The following is a 21,437-nucleotide window of genomic DNA, read 5'->3' on the forward strand; positions in this document are numbered from 1 at the left end:
CGTGTCGTGGCGCAAAATGACAGCCTTGGATCGCCCCGGATGAACTTTCATTGAATTTCCGCGGAAAATTGCATCAGCTTCCGCGGGAGGCCAACGACTGGAGAAAATAGCGTGTGTTGCATTTCACATTAACGATGGCCGGTCCTAAGGAACCTGCCTAACGCCGTGGCAAGATTGACGCATGAGCATCCCGGCAGCGAACCTGATGACCGCCCTACGATCCGGTCACTCAACCTCACCACGACTCACTTGGTATGGCCCCGACTCCGAGCGGGTTGAGCTATCGGGGCGCGTCCTGGACAACTGGGTAGCGAAAACCAGCAACCTGCTGCAGGACGAACTTGACGCCGAACCAGGGATGTCCATCAGGTTGGATCTGCCGGCGCACTGGAAGTCCTTCGTCTGGGCCCTGGCTGCCTGGCAACTGGGCATGGAGGTGGTCTTCGACCACACCTCAGCCGATCTCCTGGCGACGGACAAGCCCGACGACGGCACCGGGGCCGGCTTCGAGGCGGTGGTCGCCGTGCCGCTCGCGGCACTTTCGATGCGCTGGCCCGGCGAGCTGCCATCCGGCGTCGTGGACTACGCCGCTGAAGTCCGTTCCCACGGTGACGTCTTCATGGCACACAACGAACCAGAGGCAAGCTTGCCCGCCGTGCGCGGAACCACTGGACTGCCCCATGAAGAACTTATTGATGGCTTTGCTGCTCCACAAGAGCCAGGCGTCCGCCTGCTGGTCCGCGCCACCGAAGGCTTGGAGCACTGCCTGGCAGCTTCTCTGGGCGCTTGGAAAGAAGACGGCTCAGTAGTACTGGTGCATCCGGACTTGGACGTGACAGAACACCTGCTCGAGAACGAGCGCGTCAGCCGTCCGTAGCGTTAGAGATTCTTGACGGAAGGAAATTCGCCCGTTGCAGGGTTCGTCCCTGCCTCGGAACCCGCCTTCGCCTTGTGGTGAAGCTCAATGATCTCGTGGTCATGCGAGAACTCGGGTTCGGCGTCCAGCTCTTCGTTGAAGACCCAGAAGCGGTACGCAAAGAAGCGGAAGATGGTGCCCAGGATGAGGCCCACCACGCTGCCTGCAATGAACAGCGAAGGTTTGTCGTTGAGGTCCAGAATGTACTTGGCGAACCACACACAGCCGGATGCAATCAGGAGACCTACAAGGTTCATGACGGCAAACAAAACGGCCTCACGAACAACGTTGGCCTGCTTGCGGTGCCGGAACGTCCAGAAGCGGTTGGCCACCCAGGAGAAGATACTTGCAACAATCGTCGCAATGGCCTTCGCCCACACTTCGCTGCCGTGCATCGGGCCGGAAAACAGCCAGATGAAAACGGCCGAGTCAATGACAAAAGCAACACCGCCGACGGCGCCGAACTTTGCTACCTCACGCCAAAAAAGTGAGGCAAGTCCGCGGATGCGATCTGCAAGTGTGGTGATCATGACCCTCCATGGCCGTTGAAATGTGGGCCGATGGGCCAAGCCCATTTTAGCGCCGATTTCCTTGCGCTGCCTTTGAGGGGGCTGTGAGAAGGCCGATACTGACACCCCACACCGGTAGAAATCCGTCCCATGGGGCGGCAGAATCAGTGATCCTGCCGCCGGTTCGGTAGGCTGAACCTTGTGACTTTTCCAGTAATTGGCGTAGTTGGCGGCGGCCAACTCGCACGAATGATGGCTCCGCCCGCTACCGCACTGGGCTTCGAACTCCGCGTTTTGGCTGAAGGTGAGGACGTTTCTGCCGTGGCTGCAGTAGCCACCGCACCCATTGGCGACTACAAGGACCTGGATGCTCTCCTTGAGTTCGCCAAGGGGCTGGACGTCATGACCTTCGATCACGAACACGTCCCCACACAACACCTCCAGGCGCTGCTTGACGCTGGTGTCAACGTCCAGCCGGGCCCGGATGCCCTGGTCAACGCCCAGGACAAATTGGTGATGCGTGCTGCCATTGATCGTCTTGGATTGCCCAACCCGGAGTGGTCGGCTGTCTCCACCGTTGAGGAGCTGGTGGCCTTCGGCGATAGGATCGGCTGGCCCGTGGTCCTGAAGACACCCCGCGGCGGTTACGACGGCAAGGGTGTCAGGATTGTTGACTCCCCGGACGAAGCCTTGGACACGGCCGACTGGTTCCAGGCCATGAGCCCGCTCCTGGCCGAAGCCAAGGTTGATTTCAGCCGCGAGCTCTCTGCCCTTGTGGCACGCAGCCCCAGTGGCGAATCGCGTGCTTGGCCCGTTGTGCACACCATCCAGGTGGATGGAGTCTGCGACGAAGTAATCGCTCCTGCCCAGAACATCTCCGTTGAAGTGGCGGCCGCTGCCGAGGAAGCCGCCTTGCGAATTGCCAACGAACTTGGCGTCACTGGGGTCATGGCTGCAGAACTCTTCGAAACGCCCGGAGTCGGAGCCGGCTTCCTCATCAACGAACTCGCCATGCGCCCGCACAACACCGGTCACTGGACGCAGGACGGCTCCATCACCAGCCAGTTCGAGCAGCACCTGCGTGCCGTGTTGGACCTTCCTTTGGGCGCTACCGATGCTTTGGCGCCGGTGGTAGTCATGAAGAACTTCCTGGGTGGCGACAACCAGGACCTCTTCAAAGCCTTCCCCATGGCGTTGGCCTTTGAGCCAGCAGCCAAGGTTCACTCCTATGGCAAGTCCGTCCGGCCGGGCCGCAAAATAGGCCACGTGAACCTCGTTGGCAGCTCGGTTTCCGACGTCGACTCCGTCCGTCAGCGCGCCACCGCGGTGGCCAACATCATCCGTGACGGCCGAAAACCGGAACAGACCACCCTTGAGGAGACTGCATGACTTCCGAAAAAACGGCCCCGTTGGTAGGACTTGTGATGGGCTCGGATTCCGATTGGCCGGTCATGGAAGCCGCGGCGGATGCCCTGGCCGAGTTCGGCATACCCTTTGAGGCAGACGTGGTCTCGGCCCACCGGATGCCCACCGAGATGATCCGCTACGGACAGACGGCCCACGAACGCGGCCTGCGCGTCATCATTGCCGGTGCGGGCGGCGCAGCCCACCTCCCCGGCATGCTGGCTTCGGTGACGCCCCTTCCGGTCATAGGTGTCCCGGTCCCCCTCAAAACCCTGGACGGCATGGATTCCCTCCTGTCCATCGTGCAGATGCCTGCCGGCGTTCCCGTGGCCACGGTATCCATCGCAGGAGCACGCAACGCGGGACTTCTTGCCGTTCGCATGCTCGCCTCAGGAACGGATGAACTCGCGTCCAAGCTCCGCGAAGACCTCCTTACCTTCGCCCAGGAACTGAACGACGTCGCTACCAAGAAGGGCGAAAACCTGCGCCGCAAGGTGGAACAAGTCTTCTCCCCTGCCAATGCCTCCGCCCGGAGCCCCCGCTAAGGAAGGCAGCGGTTGATGACCATGCACAAGTCCACGAATCAGCCCGGTTCCGCCCTGACTGATCCCGTCCGCTATCCGTCCAGCGCGAGTGCGCCGGTGCGGACCAAACGCGCCTTCGTGCTGGTACTCCTCACTCTCTTTGTTCCCGGCAGTGCCCAAATCGTTGCCGGAGACCGCAAACTTGGCCGCATGGCTTTGCGCGTCACCATCACGGTGTGGGCCCTTGCCCTGCTCACGCTCATCGTTGCGCTGGTGAATCGAAGCCTGCTGCTCAGCCTTGCCACCCATCCCGTGGGCTCGTTGTTCATCATTGTGATCCTGGTGGCGTTGGCCTTGGGGTGGGCCTTCCTGTTCCTCAATACTCTGCGGATCATCAGGCCGGCACTCCTGGCACCGGGAATGCGGCCCATCATCGCCGTCGTTCTGGCGGTAAGCACCGTCATCGCCAGCGGATCCCTGGGCTACCTCGCCTACGTGCTGAACGTGAGCCGGAATGCGATCGGCAGCATCTTCAACGCCGGTCCCGCCATCGATCCCGTGGACGGGCGTTATAACTTCCTCATGATGGGAGGCGACGCCGGCGACGACAGGACAGGCCGGCGACCGGACAGCCTCTCCGTCATCAGCGTCGATGCCAAAACCGGAGAGAGCGCCATCATCTCCGTCCCCCGCAACCTGCAAAATGCGCAGTTCAGCGAGGGCTCGCCCATGCGCACGATTTACCCGGACGGCTACAACTGCGGCGACGAATGCCTCATCAACGCCGTCAACACCGAAGTCACCAACAACCACCAGGATCTCTACCCGGGGGTTGCCGATCCCGGCGCTCAGGCCACGCTCGAAGCGGTGTCCGGCACCTTGGGCATCACCGTCCAGGCTTATGTCTTGGTGGATATGGACGGCTTTGCCAAACTCATCGATGCCATGGGCGGAATCCGGATCAAGGCCGGCGGCTGGGTGCCTATCAGTGGGCCGGTCACTGACGAGGCGAACGGAATCCACGGCATGCCTGACGGCTGGATCCCGGCCGGTGATCAGCACCTGAATGGTTTCCAGGCCTTGTGGTACGGACGCTCCCGCGAGTTCGTGGATGACTACGCCCGCATCGCGCGCCAGCAGTGTGTGCAGCAGGCCATGCTCAAGCAACTCGATCCCGCCACCCTGCTGACCAAGTTCGAGGACATCGCCAACGCCGGCACCAAGGTGGTGGATTCGAACATTTCCTCCACCCAACTGGGCAGTTTCGTTGACTTGGCCTTGAAGTCCAAGAACCAGCCGGTCAAGCGCCTCACCATCGGGCCCCCGGACTTTGACGCGTCCTTCTCCACGGTGCCTGACTTTGACCTGATCCATGCCAAGGTCCAGGAAGTCCTGGCGTCGTCCAACACCCCCAAGGCGGAAGACGCCGTCGTATCCCACGACGACGCCAGTGCCGGTACCGTTGTGGCCGCGGGTCCAACAGCCGGGCTCCTGCCCGCAAGTCAGCTGCCCTCGCCGTCGGCCGATTTCACCCCCGTAACCACCACACCGGACGGCACGCCAATCACCATCGAGTTGCTGAACGGCCTCAAGGCGCAAGGCGATGAGCAAGGCATCCGTAATCTCGTGGCCACCAATGGACAGTGCGCGCCCCTGTAGGCTTGTTCGTCCGCTCCACCCCACGTCCAGCGCAACGATAAGGACCTTCTTTCGTGTACAAGATTGAGAATGTTTTGCGACCCTACGCGTGGGGTTCGACGACGGCCATCGCCGAACTGCTGGGCCGTCCCGCGTCGGGGGGACCCGAGGCCGAGATGTGGATCGGGGCCCACCCGGACTCGCCCTCCGCAGCCGTTCACCCCAACGGTGTTACCCAGCCCCTCGATGCCCTGATCGGCTCGGACCCGGTGCGCTGCCTGGGTTCCGAGAGCATCGCCGAGTTCGGGCCCCGGCTCCCCTTCCTCACCAAGCTCCTGGCTGCCGAGCAGCCTTTGTCCTTGCAAGTGCACCCCAGCCTGGAGCAGGCACGGGAAGGATTTGCCAGGGAGAATGAAGCCGGGATCCCGGCGGATGCCGCGAACCGCAACTACCGCGATGACAACCACAAACCGGAGATGATTTTCGCCCTGACTCCGTTCAAGGCACTGTGCGGTTTCCGTTCGCCGGCTGCGTCCAAGGACATCTTTGAGCACTTGGCCTCTGTCCTTGATTCGGCAGCAGTCGATACTCCCGATGTCATCAGCGGCGTCATCGCAGACCTCGGCCATTCCGATGAGTCCGCAGCGCTGAAGGCCGCCTTCAGCCGGCTGATCCAGGGTGGCAGCGACGTCTCCGACGTGATCCATGAGGTGGTTGCCGTCCTGTCCGCCGGTGCACCGTTGGAGCCGCACCGCGAAGCCCTGACCGCAATGCTGGACATCAATGAGGCCTTCCCCGGAGATCCCGGCGTCCTCATTTCCCTCCTTCTCAACCACCTGTCCCTCGAGCCCGGCGACGTGGTCTACCTGCCTGCCGGCAACATCCACGCTTACCTCCACGGATTGGGCGTGGAGGTCATGGCGTCCTCTGACAACGTGCTCCGCGGCGGACTCACGCCCAAATACGTGGACGTCCCCGAGCTGCTGAAGACTGTCCGTTTCGAAGCACTGGGCGTGCCGCGCGTCGAGGCCAGCGGTACGGAATTCGGGCAGGAACTGTACCGCCCGCCCTTCAGGGAATTCCAGCTCCAGCGCATCGAGCTTGCCCCGGGGGCCGAGCCGGTGCCGCTGGCGCAAACCGGGCCCGCCGTCGTCGTGGTGGTATCCGGTTCGGTGATGCTCGACTCCCCCAAGAGCGACCTCCGGCTTGAGCGCGGCGCCGCCGCGTTCATCCCCGATATCGAAGCGCCCGTCAATGTTCACCCAGTGCAAGGTGCCACCGACGTCAGTGTTGCCTTCGCAGTGACCACCGGTCTGGGGAACTGATCCATGGAGTTTTTCCTGCAAACGCCCGCATGGGCGGCAGTCCAGCGTTCCCTGGGACGCCGTGTCCACGAGCAGTCCGGGCCCGGCTGGAGTTTCCTCGCCATTGAGGAAAAGAACCCTGCCGGCAAGGTTATCTATGCTCCCTATGGCCCCGTGGCGGAGTCCGTGGAGGCTTTCGACGCCGCCACGGCGGCCCTGGTTGCCCTGGCTAAGACCGAGAGTGCGGTGTTCGTGCGGATGGAACCCGCTGCGGCGGGGTTTACAGCGTCCGACGCCGGACCTCTCCTGCGCGCCCGCGGCTTGCAGCCGGCGCCGGTCAACCAGCAGCCGGAGCTGAGTTGGGTCGTAGATCTGGAAGGCGACTTCAAGGACGTGTTGGCCGGGATGAAGCCCACCAACCGGAACCTTTACAGGAACATCCACAAGAAGGGCGTGACGTTCCGCGCATCCCAAGATCCGGCGGACATCAAGATCCTTCTGCACTTCCTCCACCTGACGGCTGCCCGGAACGGCTTCAAACCGCAGAGCGACGAGTATCTCACCCAGGTAGCCGCTTCCCTGTTGCCCAATGGGGCGGGAACGCTGTTCATTGCCGAGCTTGAGGGCGAGCCGATCGCGGCTGCCTTCGCCTACGACTCCGCTGATACCCGTGTCTACGCCCACGCTGCCCTGGACGATACCCATCGCAAGCTCAGTGCGGGCATTCCCCTCCTGGTGACCCTGATGGCCGATGCCAAGGAGAAGGGCCTCAAACACGTGGACCTTTGGGGCGTGGCTCCCGAGGACCAGCCGGACCACAAGTGGGCGGGCTTCACCGCATTCAAGAAGTCATTCGGGGGACGCGAGGTTTCCTACCCCGGCACCTGGGACCTCCCGGTCAACAAGCTCCGCTACGGGGCATACCAAATGGCACGGAAGCTGCGCGACAAGCTCCGCTAGGCCCACATCAGCCTCTCAACAGCGCGAAGCCGGGAGCCGCTGCCCCCACCGCATCCAAACAGCGAAAAGCGCCCCATCGCGGGAGCGGCATCAAATCGACGAGGTACGAGGAGATAGCCGCAGAGCGATGGGGCGCTTTTCGCGTCAAAGACGCGACCTGCAATGGAGGGGTTACGGCTTGCGCGCGTACGTCTCCCACTTGGATGCGTGGTGCTCGGCCTCCACGAAGCGGACCGTTCCGGACTTGGAGCGCATCACGATCGACTGGGTCAGCACGCGGTCCTTCTGGTAGCGGACCCCGTGCAGGAGGTCGCCGTCGGTGATGCCGGTTGCTGCGAAGTAGCAGTTGTCGGAGGTGACGAGGTCGTTGGTGGAGAGGACGCGGTCGAGGTCGTGTCCGGCGTCGATGGCCTTCTGCTTTTCGTCGTCCGAGGTGGGCCACAGACGGCCCTGGATGACGCCGCCGAGGGACTTGATGGCGCAGGCGGTGACAATGCCTTCCGGGGTACCGCCAATGCCCATGAGGGCGTCGACGCCGGTGCCGGAGCGTGCTGCCGCGATGGCACCCGCAACGTCACCGTCCATGATGAACTTGGTGCGTGCACCGGCTTCGCGGATTTCTTCCACGAGGGGGCGGTGGCGGTCGCGGTCCAGGATCATGACGTTGAGCTGGTTGACCTTGACGCCCTTGGCTTTGGCGATGAGGTGCAGGTTTTGCTTGACGGGCAGGCGAAGATCCACCATGTCGGCGGCTTCGGGGCCGGTAACGAGCTTCTCCATGTAGAACACGGCGGAGGGATCGAACATGGAGCCACGCTCAGCTACTGCCAGCACCGCGAGGGCGTTGTTGATGCCGAGGGCGGTCAGGCGGGTACCGTCGATGGGGTCGACGGCGACGTCACATTCGGGACCGGTGCCGTCGCCAACCTGCTCGCCGTTGAACAGCATGGGGGCTTCATCTTTTTCGCCTTCACCGATGACCACAACGCCGTTGAAGTGGACGGTTTGAAGGAATGAACGCATGGCATCGACGGCGGCGCCGTCGGCCTTGTTTTTGTCACCGAAACCTACCCAGTGGCCGCCGGCAATTGCCGCAGCTTCGGTAACGCGGACGAGTTCAAGCGCAAGGTTGCGGTCGGGTTCGTCGAGGCCGACGGCGAGCGACGGCGAAATCGTGGAATACTGCTGGGTCATTGGTGCAGGAGACACTTGAACCTCTTCTTCGAGTGACGATTCACGGGACCGGACATGGTTGCACGGGGCAACCCGGGGTTCCTCTATCAACGATCATAGTCGCCGAGTGGTCCGGGAGTCGTTGGATGACCACAGCCCCCGGCACCTGTGGTGAGGTTACCGGATGTGTGTTCCCTGCCCGGATAAGGGATCATGGAGGGGTGAGTGAAACGCAGGACAGGCCCGCAGCAGAGAACCCATCCGAGGCTGCAGCGGCCAATCCCACCGATGCCCAGGCAGCCCCGGATGCCCCCTATAAACCCGTCATTGCGGCGAAAGCTGCCAAGCGGGCCAACGCTTCTGTCATCGGCATGGTCATTGCGTTGCTGGTTTGTGTCCTGGCTTTTCTTCCCATCGTTTTGATGAACCCGGCGCCCAAGGGCGAGGGTTTCCGGCCTGATGTTGACGTCGCGGCCATCGCCCGCAACGCCACAGGTGTGGCGGGATTCACACCCGTCACCCCGGCCGTCGGCGACACATTCAAACCCAATTACGCCCGGTGGGAGTCCGGCACTGGAAGCGGCGTGCCTACCTGGGAGATCGGGTTCCTCACTCCCAAGGAAAATTTCATTGGCCTCACCCAGACCAATCAGGCGAACCCCACGTGGGTTTTGCAGCAGACAGAGAACCTCCCTGTGACCGGAACCCGTAACGCTGGTGGCCAGGAGTGGGAACTGCGGGACTCCGGCAAAGAAAAGCGGAGCATGGTCCTGGAGTATCGCGGCACCACCATCGTCCTGAGCGGCACGGCTAAGCTCGATGAGTTCGCAACCCTGGCCGCCGCCGTCGTGAAGTCCGCAGAGCAGGCACCGCCTGCCAGCGTTCCGGCTACCGCAACGTCGTCTCCGCAGCCCTCCGCCTGAGAAGCCGTCCGGTTTATCACGCGCAACACTTTCACGGACTGCGGTGTCCGCGTCGTAAAGTAAGGCTCGTGCCTACTTACCTGACTCCAGCCCTGGCGTGGCGCCGTCTCCGCGAGGGCAACGAACGTTTTGTTTCCGGCGAATCCCTGCACCCCAACCAGGATGCTTCGCGACGCTCTTCTCTGATTGAGAACCAGAACCCGTTTGCCGTGATCTTCGGCTGCTCGGATTCCCGGCTCGCTGCAGAGATCATTTTTGACCTTGGCCTCGGTGACGCCTTCGTGGTGCGCACCGCCGGCCAGGTTATTGACGATGCCGTCCTGGGTTCACTCGAATACAGCATCAGCGAACTCCGTGTTCCATTGATCGTCATCCTCGGCCATGACAGCTGCGGTGCGGTCAAGGCCACCAAGTCGGCCGTGGAAACGGGCGAGATGCCTCCGGGCTTTATCCGCGACCTCGTGGAGCGCATTACACCGTCGGTCCTGACGGCCAGGCGCAATAACCAGGACGACGTCAACGACATGGTGGTGGAGCACGTGAAGCAGACCGCTGCCCGCCTGGCTGACAGCTCACGTGTGATTTCGGACGCCATCGACGACGGCCGCGTTGCCGTGATCGGCCTGTCCTACAAGCTGGACGAAGGCCGCGCGGCCCTCGTTTCCGGGATCGGCAAGCTCTAGGAGGACGTGCTCCGGCCTCAGGGCCGGAGCACGTAGCACTCCCCTCCGGGTTTTCTGTGAGGCGTCCAATCGCCATAAGCTAGCCCCATGACTTCCACCACTGAGTTCCGTATTGAACATGACACGATGGGCGAAGTTCGCGTCCCCGTGAACGCCCTGTACCGCGCCCAGACGCAGCGTGCTGTGGAGAACTTCCCGATCTCCGGCAAGACGCTTGAGCGCACACACATTGAGGCCCTGGCCCGCGTGAAGAAGGCAGCTGCACTGGCGAACGCCGAACTGGGGGTGCTCGATGGTGAGCTCGCCGAGGCTATCGCTGCCGCTGCCGATGAGGTTGCCACCGGTAAGTACGACGGCGACTTCCCGATTGACGTCTTCCAGACCGGCTCGGGCACTTCTTCGAACATGAACACCAACGAGGTCATCGCCGAGCTTGCATCGCGCGCCCTCGCGTCCGCCGGGAGCGACAAAGTTGTCCACCCGAACGACCATGTGAATGCCTCGCAGTCCTCCAACGACGTCTTCCCCACGTCCGTGCACGTTGCCGCCACCTCGGCCCTGATCAACGACCTCATCCCGGCCCTGGAATACCTGGCAGCGTCCTTGGACCGCAAGGCAGTTGAGTTCAAGGACGTCGTGAAGTCCGGCCGCACGCACCTCATGGACGCCACGCCGGTCATGCTGGGCCAGGAGTTCGGCGGCTACGCCGCCCAGGTCCGCTACGGCATTGAGCGCATCAACGCAGCACTCCCCCGCGTTGCTGAGGTCCCCCTCGGCGGAACCGCCGTGGGCACGGGCATCAACACCCCTGCCGGTTTCCCGGAACGTGTGATCGAACTGCTGGCAGCTGACACGGGCCTGCCGCTGACCGAAGCCCGCGACCACTTCGAAGCACAGGCTAACCGCGATGGCCTGATCGAGGGTTCCAGCCAGCTGCGCAACATCGCGATCTCTTTCATGAAGATCAACAACGACCTCCGCTGGATGGGCTCCGGCCCCAATACCGGCCTTGGCGAAATCGCCATTCCGGACCTCCAGCCGGGCTCGTCCATCATGCCGGGCAAGGTCAACCCGGTCATCTGCGAAGCGTCCATCATGGTCTGCGCGCAGGTGATCGGCAACGACACCGCCATCGCCTGGTCCGGCACCAACGGAGCCTTCGAACTCAATGTGGGCATCCCGGTCATGGCGGCCAACCTGCTCGAGTCCATCCGCCTGCTGGCCAACACCAGCCGCGTCATGGCGGACAAAATGATCGACGGCATCACCGCCAACGTGGAGCGCGCACGCTTCCTGGCCGAGGCTTCCCCGTCCATCGTGACCCCGCTGAACAAGTACATCGGTTACGAGAACGCTGCCAAGATCGCCAAGATCGCCGTCAAGGAAGGCCTCACCATCCGCCAGGCCACCGAGAAGCTCGGCTTCGTCGGCGAGGGCGAAGGCAAGGTCACCGAAGCAGAGCTGGACAAGGCCCTGGACGTCACCACCATGACTGCCCCGGCCCACAAGGCCTAGCCCTAAGGTTCAATACCTGAAGCACGACGACGGCCGGTACCTTCCGCACGGAAGGTGCCGGCCGTCGTCGTACCCGGAGTTTTTGTACAGCTAACGCCCCTAAGGCGCCCCCTAAGGGTCTTTAGCTGTACAAAAACTCCACTGTCTTTTTGCACTATTGAAATAAGAGTGCAAAACTTTACTTTGTGAGCAATAGTGCAAATATCGACGGCGGCCTCCGCGAGCGCAAGCGGGCTGCCACGCGGACGGCGATCACCGCCGTCGCGCGTTCCATGACCGCTGAGCATGGCCTCAACGGTTTTACGGTTGAGGAAGTCTGCGAGGCGGCGGGGATTTCGCGCCGGACCTTCTTCAACTACTTCCATTCCAAAGAAGACGCCGTGATCGGCTCATTTTCGGATGAGTTGCCGACGGATGCGCTCGAAGTATTCAACCAGAACACTTCCCGCACGCCGGACAGCATTTCCGGAACCCTTCTTGCTGCGCTGCATGTCCTCACAGTGACCCTGATGGAGCGCTCCTCCATCAGCCGCGCAGAGGTTCAGCAGTTCATCGCGGCCATCACTGCCGAGCCGCAGCTCCTGGCGCGGCTCACTCTTGAAGGTGAGGCCCGCGAGCGCCAATTTGCGGAGCTGGTCGCCGCCCGTGAGGGCCTGGACCCTGATCATCCCGAAGTCATGACGGCAACGGTGTTGTTCGGGGCAGTATCCAAGAAGACCGCGCAGCAGTTCTTCTCGGAGGACAACGAGCGCCCCTACCGCGGGATCCTCGAACAGAACCTCAACGCAGCACGCAAACTCTTTGCCCAGCCGCTGGCCACGAACCACCAACTGGGCCCCAACCCCCTTGAATCCTCGAAGGACCCCGCATGAGTACACTCTCCAAGGCAGCTGAACCTCTGCTGTTGACCCAGAAGCGAATCTGGATCATCTTCTCGGCACTGATTGCAGGCATGCTGCTGTCCAGCCTCGACCAGACCATCGTCTCCACTGCCATGCCGACGATCGTGGGCAAGCTGGGCGGCGTTGAGCACCAGGCGTGGATCACCACGGCCTATCTCCTGGCAACCACCATCGTGATGCCCATTTACGGCAAGTTCGGTGACATCCTGGGCCGGCGAAACCTGTTCCTTGTAGCTATTGCCCTGTTTACGCTTGCGTCCGTAGGCTGCGCGTTTGCCACCGATTTTTGGGGCTTCGTCATCTTCCGCGCCATTCAGGGCCTGGGCGGCGGCGGACTCATGATCCTTTCGCAGGCCATCATCGCTGACATCGTTCCGGCCAAAGAACGCGGCAAGTACATGGGCCCGTTGGGCGCCATCTTTGGCCTCTCCGCGGTCGCCGGACCCCTGCTGGGTGGGTTCTTTGTGGACCACCTGACCTGGGAATGGGCTTTCTACATCAACATCCCCATCGGCATCGCCGCGTTCATCACCGCCTGGTTCACCCTGACGCTGCCTAACAAGAAGGCCGAGAAGAAGATCGACATCCTGGGTGTCTTGTTCCTCTCCGCTGCCACCACGTGCCTCATTTTCTTCACCGACTTTGGTGGCAAGAAGGATGAGGGCTGGGACTCGCCCCTTACATGGGCGTTTGGGGCCGGCATGGTCCTGGCTGCGGTTCTCTTTGTGATGGTCGAGCGTCGCGCCGAGGACCCCATCATTCCGCTGAGCCTGTTCAAGAACCCCATTTTCATTAACGCAACGGCCATCGGTTTCACCCTGGGCCTGGGCATGTTCGCGGCCATCGCCTTCGTTCCTACGTTCCTGCAGATGTCATCCGGAACCTCCGCCGCCGAATCAGGCCTGCTGATGCTGCCCATGATGGTTGGCCTGATGGGCACGTCCATCTACTCCGGTATCCGCATTTCCAAGACCGGCAAGTACAAGATGTACCCCATCCTGGGTGCAGCGCTCACCATCGCTGCCATGCTGTGGCTGACCACGCTGACGGCGGCAACCCCTATCTGGGTTATCTGCGTTCAGCTCTTCATCTTCGGCGCGGGCCTTGGACTGATCATGCAGGTCATCGTCCTGGTGGTGCAGAACTCTGTTCCGGCGGACCAGATCGGTACGGCTACCAGTACCAACAACTACTTCCGTGAAGTAGGCGCTTCACTGGGCGTGGCCGTCTTCGGAGCAATCTTCACCAACCGCTTGGCGGAGTCCCTCACTGAGGCCTTCACAGGGGCCGGGGCCTCTGCCGAGCAGGCCTCGCAGTCCACCAGCACGCTGGACCCCCAGGCCTTGGCACAGATGCCTGAACAGCTGCGCGATGCGATCGTCAACGCCTATGCCAATTCACTGGCACCGGTGTTCTGGTACCTGGTTCCGTTCATCGCCATCGCGCTGATCCTGGCCATTACTCTGAAGCAGATCCCGCTCTCCGATACCGCCGGCATGGTGGCACGCGGCGAGGCTGTGGGCGGGGACGAAGCTGACCGTCTGGAGGCAGAGCGACTGGAGACTGCGCGTTTGGAAGCCGATCTGGCGGCGTCGGAGGGATTCGACAAGGATCGTGCTGACGCGGGACGCCAGTAACGCTAGTCCTCCACTTGGTACGCCACGGGGCCTTCGGGCTCCGTGGCGAGCCTGATGGCCTCAAGGTTTCCGGCGCTCATGTCCGGAAGCTCGTCCAACGCGAACCACCCCACTGCCAGTGATTCGTCATCGTTGACCTGCGCCTCGCCGGAGATGTACCGGCACCGGAACGTGATGTCCAGGAAGTCGCACACGTCGCCGTTGGGGAAGGTCACCGGCCCCACAACTCCGACGCCGATGATGCGCTCAGTCTCGGCCACCACCGCTGTTTCCTCGAAGATTTCCCGCACGAGCCCGGGTGCAGGATGCTCTCCCGGTTCCAGCATTCCGGTGATGAGCGTCCAATGGCCGTTGTCGGCGCGTTGACCCAACAACACCCTGCCATCGTCATCAAACACCACTCCCCGCACGGCCGGCAGCCAGAGGGGGTCGTTACCGATCTTCTCCCGTAATCTGAGCACGAACTCGGGTGCACCCATGGTGTCAGTTTTCCTTCAATTCGATGGTGGCCTTGCCTAAAGCATGACCCAGCACGGTTAACACCGAGAAGACGGGGAGCGTTGCAATTTGGCCGCAGTTAGCCCGGAACGAGCGCTTGCATGGTTTCACGCTGGAAGGATCAGCATTGCGGCAGCCGCGCCTGCCAGCATGAACGGGCCGAACGGGATGGCCGAGCTCAGCGTGCCTCGCCGGGCCACCAGGATACCCAGGCTCCACAGCCCTCCCAACAGGAAGGCCGCGAACGTCCCCGCAAAAATGTGGCTCCATCCCAGGTAGCCCAGATAGAGGCCCAGCACTCCGGCCAGCTTCACGTCGCCGAAGCCCATCCCCGGCGGGTGAACGAGCCGCAGCACGAAGTAGAAGAGCCAGAGCACGGCACCGCCGGCAATCACACCCAGGCCGGGCACACCAAAGAGCACAGCCGCCGATGCGCCCTCCGTGGGTGCATCGGCGAAGTACGCCAGTAGGGCCGCCGCCAGCAAGAGCGTCCCGGCGACCGCATAGGCCGGGAACACGATGCGATCGGGCAACAGGTGGCTCCGGACATCTATCACCGTCAACCGCACTGCCGTGACCACGAAGTACACGCATGCGGCCACTACCAGCCAAAAGCCGATCGGGCTGTCCGTCCAGAGGTCTGAGAGTCGTCGAATCACCTTCGGATGCTATCCCGCTTTGACCGTCCGGCCCGCTTGAACGCTTGGGTAAACTGTGGATATGGGGCGCTATAGTGCAGCAGGACCGGGTTTTGACTTGTCCTCCACATTCCGCAATCTTTGCCGTTCTTCGCCGTGGAAGTGGACCAGCCTCCGCTTCGAGTACCTTGAACGGTCCGCGCCCAAGGCCACCTTGGTCCGGGCATGGCTCAGGCGCCCGGGTGCACTGCGCCTCGAAACCCCGGACGGCCAACTTCTGCACAGCACCACCGGCATCAACGACTCCCGGGATGATCTTTACGTCAGTTCCACGCGCCGTTCGTGGCTTCTGCCGGCTCATCTTGTGACGCCCGTTTATGACGACGCCGGCCTCGTCCGCCGGCGTCCCGAGGCCGCCTACGGGGAACCCTCCTTTGGGAATGGCCGCCTCGCCGCCGCGCTGGATCCCGTGGAACTTGCCGGCAAGGCACCGGTCCCCCTGGAATTCCCGGACACCAACCCCGTCTTCCTCGAGCAACCCCGCGAGGTGGACCATGAGGGCCGGCTGGCCCTGGAAACCATCGTCACGCCCAGCCGCACGTACGTCCCCTCGGACCCAACGGAACCCTTGGCACACCCCGGCCGGACCATGATCAGGATCGACACCGCCACCGGCGTTTGCGTCGCCAGTGAAAGCCTGGACGGAGACTCCGCAGGCAAGGGCCACTGGCTCAGGATCCTTGCCGTGGACGAGTACATGCTGGACGACCTTTTCCTGGCGGAATCGATGAACCTCACGGACGTCCGGCGCCACATCTCCTGGGACATAGGCCCCGCCGCCTAAGAGCCACACGCCATCCGCGCTAAGCTACGGCGATGACATCGCTGGCAGAAATATGGCCCCCGTTCGGACTCACCCTCACCACCCCGAGGCTGACCCTCCGTCCCGTTCTGGACGACGACATCCCGGCCGCCGTGGCCGCGGCCCGCTCCGGCGTGCACCAACCCGGCAAGAGCCCGTTCAGCGTGCCGTGGGCAGAACTTCCAGAGGACGAACTCGCCCCGAATATGGCGCAGTGGTACTGGCGCTGCCGGGCGAACTTCACGCCTGAGTCCTGGACCCTGCTCCTCGGAGTCTGGAACGACGATGAGCTCCTGGGCGTCCAAGACATCGGTGCCAAGAACTTCAACACCCTCAAAACAGTCAGCACGGGCTCATGGCTCAAGGAGTCCGCCCAGGGCCAGGGCTTCGGCAAGGAGATGCGTGCCGCCGTCGTCAGCTACGCCTTCGATTACCTGAACGCGGAAGTGGCGGAGTCCGAGGCAGCCGTCTGGAACCAACAGTCCCTGGGCGTCTCCACCGCCCTGGGCTACGAACTCAACGGCATCTTCCGCGATGGCTGGGGCGAAAAAGTGGAAGAAGTCCAAAGGGTCCGCCTCACCCCCACCACCTTCAAACGCCCCACCTGGACCCTCACAGTCCAAGGCCACGAAGCCTTTTCCGAATATATAGCCATCTAGCAACTTCCGGCGGGGCGCCTGACAAGGCGAAGGCCAGGCATCCGGCAGCGTGCGTCAAAAGCGAGGAACGAGCTAGCACGCAGAGGATGTCTGGCCTTCGCCGTAGGTGGGCAAAGCGTCGATGGGGTTAGATTTCAGCCCCTTCGAGCAACTCCGTCACCAGGGCCGCAATAGGCGACCTCTCGGACCGGGTCAGCGTGATGTGCCCGAACAGCGGGTGGCCCTTGAGCGTCTCCACTACAGCTGCGACGCCGTCATGCCGCCCTACGCGGAGGTTATCGCGCTGGGCGACGTCATGGGTGAGGACAATTTTGGAGTTTTGTCCGATGCGGCTCATGACGGTCAGGAGCACATTCTTCTCGAGTGATTGCGCTTCATCCACAATCACGAAGGCATCGTGCAGGGATCGTCCGCGGATGTGGGTCAAGGGCAGGACTTCGAGCATGCCGCGGTCCATGACTTCTTCCACGACTTCCTGGCTGACCAATGCCCCGAGGGTGTCGAACACGGCCTGCGCCCACGGGTTCATCTTTTCCGATTCGGAGCCAGGGAGGTAGCCGAGTTCCTGGCCGCCTACCGCGTAAAGGGGGCGGAACACCACCACTTTGCGGTGTTCCTGGCGTTCCAGGACGGCTTCCAGGCCCGCGCAGAGGGCTAGTGCGGACTTGCCGGTGCCTGCGCGGCCACCGATGGAGACGATGCCCACGGCGGGGTCCATGAGGAGATCGATGGCCAACCGTTGTTCTGCTGAACGTCCGTGGAGTCCGAAGACGTCACGGTCGCCTTTGACGAGCCGGACCTGCTTGTCTGCCCCAACCCGGCCCAGCGCGGAGCCGCGGTTGGAGAGGAGAACGAGTCCTGTGTTGACGGGCAGTTCCGCGGCTGCGGGGATAAAAGCTGGTTCGTGGCCGTAGAGGGTAGTGATTTCTTCCTCGGTGGCGTCCACTTCGGCCATGCCCGTCCAGCCGGAGTCTTTGACGAGTTCGTTGCGGTACTCGTCAGCTTGAAGTCCCATGGCAGAGGCTTTGACGCGCATGGGGAGGTCTTTGGACACGACGGTTACGTTGTGGCCCTCGTTGGCCAGGTTCTTGGCGACAGCCAGGATGCGGCTGTCGTTGTCTCCCCCACGGAATCCTGCGGGCAACACTTCCGGGGAGATGTGGTTCATTTCCACCCTGAGCATTCCGCCGTCTTTGCCGATCGGGATGGAATGGTCCAGTCCGCCGTGTTCGATTCTGAGGTCATCCAGGAGCCTCAGCGCTTTCCGGGCAAAGTAGCCCAGTTCGGGGTCGTGGCGTTTCCCTTCCAGTTCGCTGATGACCACGATGGGGACAATCACCTCGTGTTCGGCGAAGCGCAACAGTGCGTGTGGATCGGATAGCAGAACGGACGTATCGATCACGTAGCTGCGGCCTGTGGCGGATGGTGTGGTCCGCCCTTGTGGTGAGACCCGCTTGGCGCGAGAGGTAGCTGCACTTTCCCCGTCGGAAACCATTGCGGGCAGTTGCTCAGAAATAGCCACATCGACTCCAGCCCCGGGCAGTTCGCCCGGCCTAATGGTGAAGCGGCTCGGCCGGAAGGCCGGGCGTGGCCTCCCATGTAACTGGTGCGATAGTCCGCTCCATATACTGGCCTCCCCGATCAGCGGGCGGTTTTGCCTGCTGATGGGATTAACGTAATCCTCAGCACATTCATTTCCGCAATCCACGCCCGGCAAGTCGCATGTCCGACTCGTTAAATTTTGGTAAACCGGGGTCGCTTACGCGCCGAACCGCCGCTGGCGCCCGGCATAGTCCCTGAGCGCACGGAGAAAATCGACCTTCCGGAAGGCCGGCCAGAGAGCTTCGCAGAAGTAAAACTCGCTGTAGGCGCTTTGCCACATGAGGAAGCCTGAGAGCCGCTGCTCGCCTGAGGTTCGGATCACGAGGTCCGGATCGGGTTGGCCGCGGGTGTAGAGGAACCTGGAGATGTCGTCCACCGAAAGTTCATTTGCGACGTCGGACATGCTGCGTCCTTTGGCGTCGGCGTCGTGCAGGAGTTCGCGTACGGCGTCGACGATTTCGCGGCGGCCGCCGTAGCCCACGGCCACGTTCACGTGGATTTTTTCGTGGACGGGGGTGCGGGCGGTGAGTTTGTTGAGGCGCTCGGCCAGGTAATCCGGGAGGAGTTCCGGTGCGCCCATGGCGTGGACGGAGACGTCTTCGTCTTCGTCAAGGCGGTCCATGGTGTTGGCGATGATGCCCATGAGCAGGTCCAGTTCTTCGCCGGAGCGGCTCATGTTGTCCGTGGAGAGCATGTAGAGGGTGACTACCTTGACGCCGAGTTCCTGGCACCAGCCGAGGAACTCGTGGATCTTGTCGGCCCCAGCCTGGTGTCCTTGGCTGGTGGGCGCATTGAACTGCCGGGCCCACCGACGGTTTCCATCCACCATGACGCCGATATGCCGCGGGATTCTGTCTTGCTTGAGGGAACGCAGTAGCTTGCGCTCGTAGAAGCCATAGAGGAAACCGGGCAGCTCCACCGGACTCACCTGACTTCCTTACTTGTACGACGACGGCGCACATCCAAGGCTACCGTCCCCAGCTGCCGCCCCGGTGCAGTCGCCAGTCAAATTCGGCCCGCTCTTTGTTACCAGTGGGTAACTTACCGAAACGTAAGTTATTCTTGTCCCATGGCTGAGATCCTTGACACCAAGCCCCTTTGGCGTGGCTGGATCCACGCCGTCGCCGCTCCCTTCGCACTCGCTGCAGGGATAATCCTGGTGACCGTCGCCCCTACCCCGGACCGCAAGATCACGTCAGCCATTTACGCGTTGACGGGCTTTCTGCTGTTTGGCGTCAGCGCCGTTTACCACCGCGGAAACTGGTCACCCAAGGTCCGAATGCTGCTCAAGCGGCTGGACCACACCAACATCATGCTGGTGATCGCCGGTAGCTACACGCCCCTGGCGTGGTCCCTCCTGGAGCGCTCACAAGCCGTGACCCTGCTCTGGCTGGTGTGGTCCGGAGCCATAGTTGGCGTTCTCTTCCGCATTCTGTGGACGCACGCTCCCCGCTGGCTCTACGTTCCGGTCTATATCGCCTTGGGCTGCGGAGCTTTGTTCTATCTGCCCCAGTTCTTCACTGCCAACGCCCCTGCAGCGATACTCATTTGCGTGGGCGGAGCGCTGTACATTGCCGGCGCTGTCTTTTACGCCATCAAGAAACCGAACTTCAGTGCCCGGCACTTCGGCTTCCACGAGCTCTTCCATGCCTTCACGGTGCTGGCATTCGCCGCGCACTTCGTGGCGATCATGATGGCAGTGCTGAGCTAGGCCTGCTGCGCGCCCTGGCTCGCTGCTTCAGTCCCCTGGAGCCGGATTCAGCGGCCTCGAGGACCGCTTTCGCCGTTCTCCTCAGCCGAGCTGCCGGCGTCGTCTCCAGCTTCGGCAGCCAGGCGCGCTTCCTCAACCTGTGCGCGGTAGCGGACCCGCCGAATCCTGCGAACCATGTCTACAATCAAAAATGTGGTCAGAATCACAATGAAGGCCGTGAGGACGAAGCCCCACGTACCGGGCGTCACCTGATCCTCGGACAGGCCAGGCCGCAGCGTGCCCGTGGGATCAGGCGACGGAGTGACGGTCAGGGCAAGAATCAAGTGATGCACTTTCAAACCTTCTATGGGAGCTGATGCGTGCCGACTGGCAGCGCGTGGCCGGTAAGCCGGCTGGCCACACAGTAATTTCTACGAGCGATAGAAACTTCTGGCTTTCCTATCTTATCCCCGCGAACAGGTCCTTTTCCGGCAGCTCTGAAGGGACCCGGGACTTGATCAGGGTGTAGTCCTCCCATGGCCACGTCGACCGCTGCAGATCCGGTGACACTGCGAAGAAGAAGCCGAGGGGGTCGATCTGGGTCCTGTGTGCACGCAGCGCATCATCCCGGGCCTCAAAGAAATCACCGCATTCAACCTGGGTGGTGGTCCGGTGCCCTGCCTCCGGTGCAGTGTGGCCTTCTGCGTCGGTCTCCAGCCACGCAGCCAGCCGCTCGGCGTAGGGAGATTGCAGGCCCGCTTCCTCCAACGCAAAATGCAGCGCACGGAACCGATCCGGGCTGAAGGCGCGGTCGTAGTAGAGCTTGCTGGGCGCCCATGGCTCACCCATGCCCGGGTAGCGCCCGGCATCGCCAGCGGCCTCAAAAGCTTCCACGGCAACCTTGTGGGCCATGATGTGGTCCGGGTGCGGGTAACCACCGTTTTCGTCATAGCTGAGGATGACGTGCGGCTTGAAGTTACGCACCAGCCGCACCAAGGGCGCAGTGGCGCGCTCCAGCGGCTGCAAGGCAAAGCAACCGGGCGGCAGCGGCGGGAGGGGGTCACCTTCGGGAAGGCCCGAGTCCACAAAGCCCAGCCAACGCTGCTGGATTCCCAGTACGGCGGCTGCGTTTGCCATCTCGATGCGACGGGCGCCGGCCATGTCCCGCTTGGGGTGGGGGGCCTCTTCCATGGCAGGGTTCTGGATGTCTCCGCGCGAGCCATCCGTGCAGGTGGCAACCATGACGTCCACTCCGGCAGCGGCGTACATCGCCATGGTTGCAGCGCCCTTGCTGGACTCATCGTCCGGGTGGGCGTGGACGGCGAGCAGCCGGAGCTGCTGGTCGGAACTGCTGGACGCTGTCACGTGACGGCTCCTCTTTCATGGATCGAGCTTGGGGG

22 protein-coding genes are annotated in these 21,437 nt (G+C 62.5%); 14 read left to right on the forward strand and 8 right to left on the reverse strand.

Annotation, left to right across the window (positions count from 1 at the left end):
- Positions 1 to 181: 181 nt before the first annotated feature.
- Positions 182 to 877 carry a TIGR03089 family protein gene (locus EU811_RS18985; RefSeq protein WP_142939863.1) on the forward strand — a complete coding sequence of 232 codons (696 nt, stop codon included), beginning with the start codon at positions 182 to 184 and terminating at the stop codon, positions 875 to 877.
- Between the two features lie 2 nt (positions 878 to 879).
- Here EU811_RS18985 and EU811_RS18990 read toward each other — a convergent pair whose 3' ends face one another.
- The gene (locus EU811_RS18990) at positions 880 to 1,446 is read right to left on the reverse strand and encodes a GtrA family protein (RefSeq protein WP_142939864.1); all 567 of its coding nucleotides are present in this window, start codon (positions 1,444 to 1,446) and stop codon (positions 880 to 882) included.
- Between the two features lie 180 nt (positions 1,447 to 1,626).
- On the opposite strand from EU811_RS18990, the gene EU811_RS18995 reads away from it, so the two are divergent.
- Genes EU811_RS18995 through EU811_RS19015 form a run of 5 tightly spaced genes read left to right on the forward strand, consistent with a single transcriptional unit; the run spans position 1,627 to position 7,255 of the window.
- Positions 1,627 to 2,814: a 5-(carboxyamino)imidazole ribonucleotide synthase gene (locus EU811_RS18995; protein ID WP_142939865.1), complete on the forward strand. Its 1,188-nt coding sequence runs from the start codon at positions 1,627 to 1,629 to the stop codon at positions 2,812 to 2,814.
- The gene (gene purE / locus EU811_RS19000) at positions 2,811 to 3,374 is read left to right on the forward strand and encodes a 5-(carboxyamino)imidazole ribonucleotide mutase (protein WP_142939866.1); all 564 of its coding nucleotides are present in this window, start codon (positions 2,811 to 2,813) and stop codon (positions 3,372 to 3,374) included. The genes EU811_RS18995 and purE overlap by 4 nt, the downstream gene beginning before the upstream one ends.
- Before the next feature lie 15 nt (positions 3,375 to 3,389).
- The gene (locus tag EU811_RS19005; RefSeq protein WP_142939867.1) at positions 3,390 to 5,012 is read left to right on the forward strand and encodes an LCP family protein; all 1,623 of its coding nucleotides are present in this window, start codon (positions 3,390 to 3,392) and stop codon (positions 5,010 to 5,012) included.
- A 53-nt stretch (positions 5,013 to 5,065) separates the two neighbouring features.
- Positions 5,066 to 6,316, forward strand: coding sequence for a mannose-6-phosphate isomerase, class I (gene manA / locus EU811_RS19010; protein WP_142939868.1), 1,251 nt, complete (start codon positions 5,066 to 5,068; stop codon positions 6,314 to 6,316).
- Between the two features lie 3 nt (positions 6,317 to 6,319).
- On the forward strand, positions 6,320 to 7,255 hold the full coding sequence (locus EU811_RS19015) for a lipid II:glycine glycyltransferase FemX (RefSeq protein WP_142939869.1): 936 nt from the start codon (positions 6,320 to 6,322) through the stop codon (positions 7,253 to 7,255).
- A 171-nt stretch (positions 7,256 to 7,426) separates the two neighbouring features.
- On the opposite strand, the gene glpX is transcribed toward EU811_RS19015, so the two are convergent.
- Positions 7,427 to 8,449, reverse strand: coding sequence for a class II fructose-bisphosphatase (gene glpX, locus EU811_RS19020; RefSeq protein WP_187697249.1), 1,023 nt, complete (start codon positions 8,447 to 8,449; stop codon positions 7,427 to 7,429).
- Positions 8,450 to 8,649: 200 nt separating this feature from the next.
- On the opposite strand from glpX, the gene EU811_RS19025 reads away from it, so the two are divergent.
- From EU811_RS19025 to EU811_RS19045, 5 genes are all read left to right on the forward strand, one after another.
- Positions 8,650 to 9,351, forward strand: coding sequence for a DUF4245 domain-containing protein (locus tag EU811_RS19025; RefSeq protein WP_238703461.1), 702 nt, complete (start codon positions 8,650 to 8,652; stop codon positions 9,349 to 9,351).
- A 68-nt stretch (positions 9,352 to 9,419) separates the two neighbouring features.
- Entirely contained in the window at positions 9,420 to 10,034 is a 615-nt protein-coding gene (locus EU811_RS19030) for a carbonic anhydrase (RefSeq protein WP_142939872.1), read from the forward strand.
- An 87-nt stretch (positions 10,035 to 10,121) separates the two neighbouring features.
- Positions 10,122 to 11,549: a class II fumarate hydratase gene (locus EU811_RS19035; protein ID WP_142939873.1), complete on the forward strand. Its 1,428-nt coding sequence runs from the start codon at positions 10,122 to 10,124 to the stop codon at positions 11,547 to 11,549.
- Between the two features lie 185 nt (positions 11,550 to 11,734).
- Positions 11,735 to 12,421, forward strand: coding sequence for a TetR/AcrR family transcriptional regulator (locus EU811_RS19040; RefSeq protein WP_142939874.1), 687 nt, complete (start codon positions 11,735 to 11,737; stop codon positions 12,419 to 12,421).
- A complete protein-coding gene (locus EU811_RS19045) occupies positions 12,418 to 14,088 on the forward strand; it encodes an MDR family MFS transporter (RefSeq protein ID WP_142939875.1) in 1,671 nt (556 codons plus the stop codon). The genes EU811_RS19040 and EU811_RS19045 overlap by 4 nt, the downstream gene beginning before the upstream one ends.
- 2 nt (positions 14,089 to 14,090) lie before the next feature.
- Here the strand turns inward: EU811_RS19045 and EU811_RS19050 are convergent, their stop codons facing one another.
- On the reverse strand, positions 14,091 to 14,567 hold the full coding sequence (locus EU811_RS19050; RefSeq protein WP_142939876.1) for an NUDIX hydrolase: 477 nt from the start codon (positions 14,565 to 14,567) through the stop codon (positions 14,091 to 14,093).
- A gap of 126 nt (positions 14,568 to 14,693) precedes the next feature.
- Complete coding sequence (locus EU811_RS19055) at positions 14,694 to 15,245, reverse strand: prepilin peptidase (protein ID WP_142939877.1); 552 nt, start codon at positions 15,243 to 15,245, stop codon at positions 14,694 to 14,696.
- Between the two features lie 61 nt (positions 15,246 to 15,306).
- On the opposite strand from EU811_RS19055, the gene EU811_RS19060 reads away from it, so the two are divergent.
- Entirely contained in the window at positions 15,307 to 16,068 is a 762-nt protein-coding gene (locus tag EU811_RS19060) for a hypothetical protein (protein ID WP_142939878.1), read from the forward strand.
- A gap of 32 nt (positions 16,069 to 16,100) precedes the next feature.
- Positions 16,101 to 16,745: a GNAT family N-acetyltransferase gene (locus EU811_RS19065; protein WP_142939879.1), complete on the forward strand. Its 645-nt coding sequence runs from the start codon at positions 16,101 to 16,103 to the stop codon at positions 16,743 to 16,745.
- A 127-nt stretch (positions 16,746 to 16,872) separates the two neighbouring features.
- Here the strand turns inward: EU811_RS19065 and EU811_RS19070 are convergent, their stop codons facing one another.
- Both EU811_RS19070 and EU811_RS19075 read right to left on the reverse strand, forming a co-directional pair.
- Positions 16,873 to 18,267 (reverse strand): PhoH family protein, encoded by a 1,395-nt coding sequence (locus EU811_RS19070; protein ID WP_142939880.1) that lies wholly within the window; start codon positions 18,265 to 18,267, stop codon positions 16,873 to 16,875.
- 237 nt (positions 18,268 to 18,504) lie between these two features.
- Positions 18,505 to 19,266, reverse strand: coding sequence for an isoprenyl transferase (locus EU811_RS19075; protein ID WP_142939972.1), 762 nt, complete (start codon positions 19,264 to 19,266; stop codon positions 18,505 to 18,507).
- 150 nt (positions 19,267 to 19,416) lie between these two features.
- Here EU811_RS19075 and trhA point away from each other — a divergent pair, with 150 nt between their 5' ends.
- Positions 19,417 to 20,058 (forward strand): PAQR family membrane homeostasis protein TrhA, encoded by a 642-nt coding sequence (gene trhA / locus EU811_RS19080; RefSeq protein WP_142939881.1) that lies wholly within the window; start codon positions 19,417 to 19,419, stop codon positions 20,056 to 20,058.
- Between the two features lie 47 nt (positions 20,059 to 20,105).
- Here trhA and EU811_RS19085 read toward each other — a convergent pair whose 3' ends face one another.
- On the reverse strand, positions 20,106 to 20,390 hold the full coding sequence (locus tag EU811_RS19085) for a hypothetical protein (RefSeq protein ID WP_142939882.1): 285 nt from the start codon (positions 20,388 to 20,390) through the stop codon (positions 20,106 to 20,108).
- Between the two features lie 106 nt (positions 20,391 to 20,496).
- Positions 20,497 to 21,402 carry a mycothiol conjugate amidase Mca gene (gene mca / locus EU811_RS19090; protein ID WP_142939883.1) on the reverse strand — a complete coding sequence of 302 codons (906 nt, stop codon included), beginning with the start codon at positions 21,400 to 21,402 and terminating at the stop codon, positions 20,497 to 20,499.
- Between the last annotated feature and the right edge of the window lie 35 nt (positions 21,403 to 21,437).

The organism is Arthrobacter sp. TS-15, from assembly GCF_006964045.1.
Taxonomy (GTDB): domain Bacteria; phylum Actinomycetota; class Actinomycetes; order Actinomycetales; family Micrococcaceae; genus Arthrobacter.

Excerpts from the sequence above, each read along its gene's own strand:
- EU811_RS18985 (WP_142939863.1), top strand. The coding sequence starts at position 182 with ATGAGCATCCCGGCAGCGAACCTGATGACCGCCCTACGATCCGGTCAC.
- EU811_RS18990 (WP_142939864.1), bottom strand. The coding sequence starts at position 1,446 with ATGATCACCACACTTGCAGATCGCATCCGCGGACTTGCCTCACTTTTT.
- purE (WP_142939866.1), top strand. The coding sequence starts at position 2,811 with ATGACTTCCGAAAAAACGGCCCCGTTGGTAGGACTTGTGATGGGCTCG.
- EU811_RS19005 (WP_142939867.1), top strand. The coding sequence starts at position 3,390 with ATGACCATGCACAAGTCCACGAATCAGCCCGGTTCCGCCCTGACTGAT.
- EU811_RS19015 (WP_142939869.1), top strand. The coding sequence starts at position 6,320 with ATGGAGTTTTTCCTGCAAACGCCCGCATGGGCGGCAGTCCAGCGTTCC.
- glpX (WP_187697249.1), bottom strand. The coding sequence starts at position 8,449 with ATGACCCAGCAGTATTCCACGATTTCGCCGTCGCTCGCCGTCGGCCTC.
- EU811_RS19035 (WP_142939873.1), top strand. The coding sequence starts at position 10,122 with ATGACTTCCACCACTGAGTTCCGTATTGAACATGACACGATGGGCGAA.
- EU811_RS19045 (WP_142939875.1), top strand. The coding sequence starts at position 12,418 with ATGAGTACACTCTCCAAGGCAGCTGAACCTCTGCTGTTGACCCAGAAG.
- EU811_RS19050 (WP_142939876.1), bottom strand. The coding sequence starts at position 14,567 with ATGGGTGCACCCGAGTTCGTGCTCAGATTACGGGAGAAGATCGGTAAC.
- EU811_RS19060 (WP_142939878.1), top strand. The coding sequence starts at position 15,307 with ATGGGGCGCTATAGTGCAGCAGGACCGGGTTTTGACTTGTCCTCCACA.
- EU811_RS19065 (WP_142939879.1), top strand. The coding sequence starts at position 16,101 with ATGACATCGCTGGCAGAAATATGGCCCCCGTTCGGACTCACCCTCACC.
- trhA (WP_142939881.1), top strand. The coding sequence starts at position 19,417 with ATGGCTGAGATCCTTGACACCAAGCCCCTTTGGCGTGGCTGGATCCAC.